1 protein-coding gene is annotated in these 251 nt (G+C 44.6%); it reads left to right on the top strand.

What is annotated here, in order from left to right; translation table 11 throughout:
• Window positions 1-251 (top strand): transposase (locus KVT27_RS25545; RefSeq protein ID WP_217582268.1); only part of this gene is annotated, 251 nt, incomplete at both ends.

The raw sequence follows: 251 nt of genomic DNA, 5'->3' as shown, positions 1-251 counted from the left end.
TGCCAGGCATAGATCTAGTTACAGCTTCGGCTTTAATTGCAGAAATAGGTGATGTACGCCGTTTTCCAAATGCCAACAAATTAGCACGATTTGCGGGCATTGCACCTGTTTACTTTGGTTCTGGTGGGAAAGGAAGGGAACAAAAAAGCAAGCAGGGAAATCGGGCGCTACACGCTTTATTTTACAACTTAGCCGTACAGCAAGTACAAGTGGCAAAAGGAAGTAAGCTGCCAAAGAACCCAGTATTCCAT

This window comes from Lysinibacillus sp. GbtcB16, assembly GCF_019091145.1.
Taxonomy (GTDB): domain Bacteria; phylum Bacillota; class Bacilli; order Bacillales_A; family Planococcaceae; genus Lysinibacillus; species Lysinibacillus fusiformis.
The sequence above is the reverse complement of the archived record's forward strand: the minus strand, read 5'-3'. Positions and strand labels throughout refer to the sequence as shown.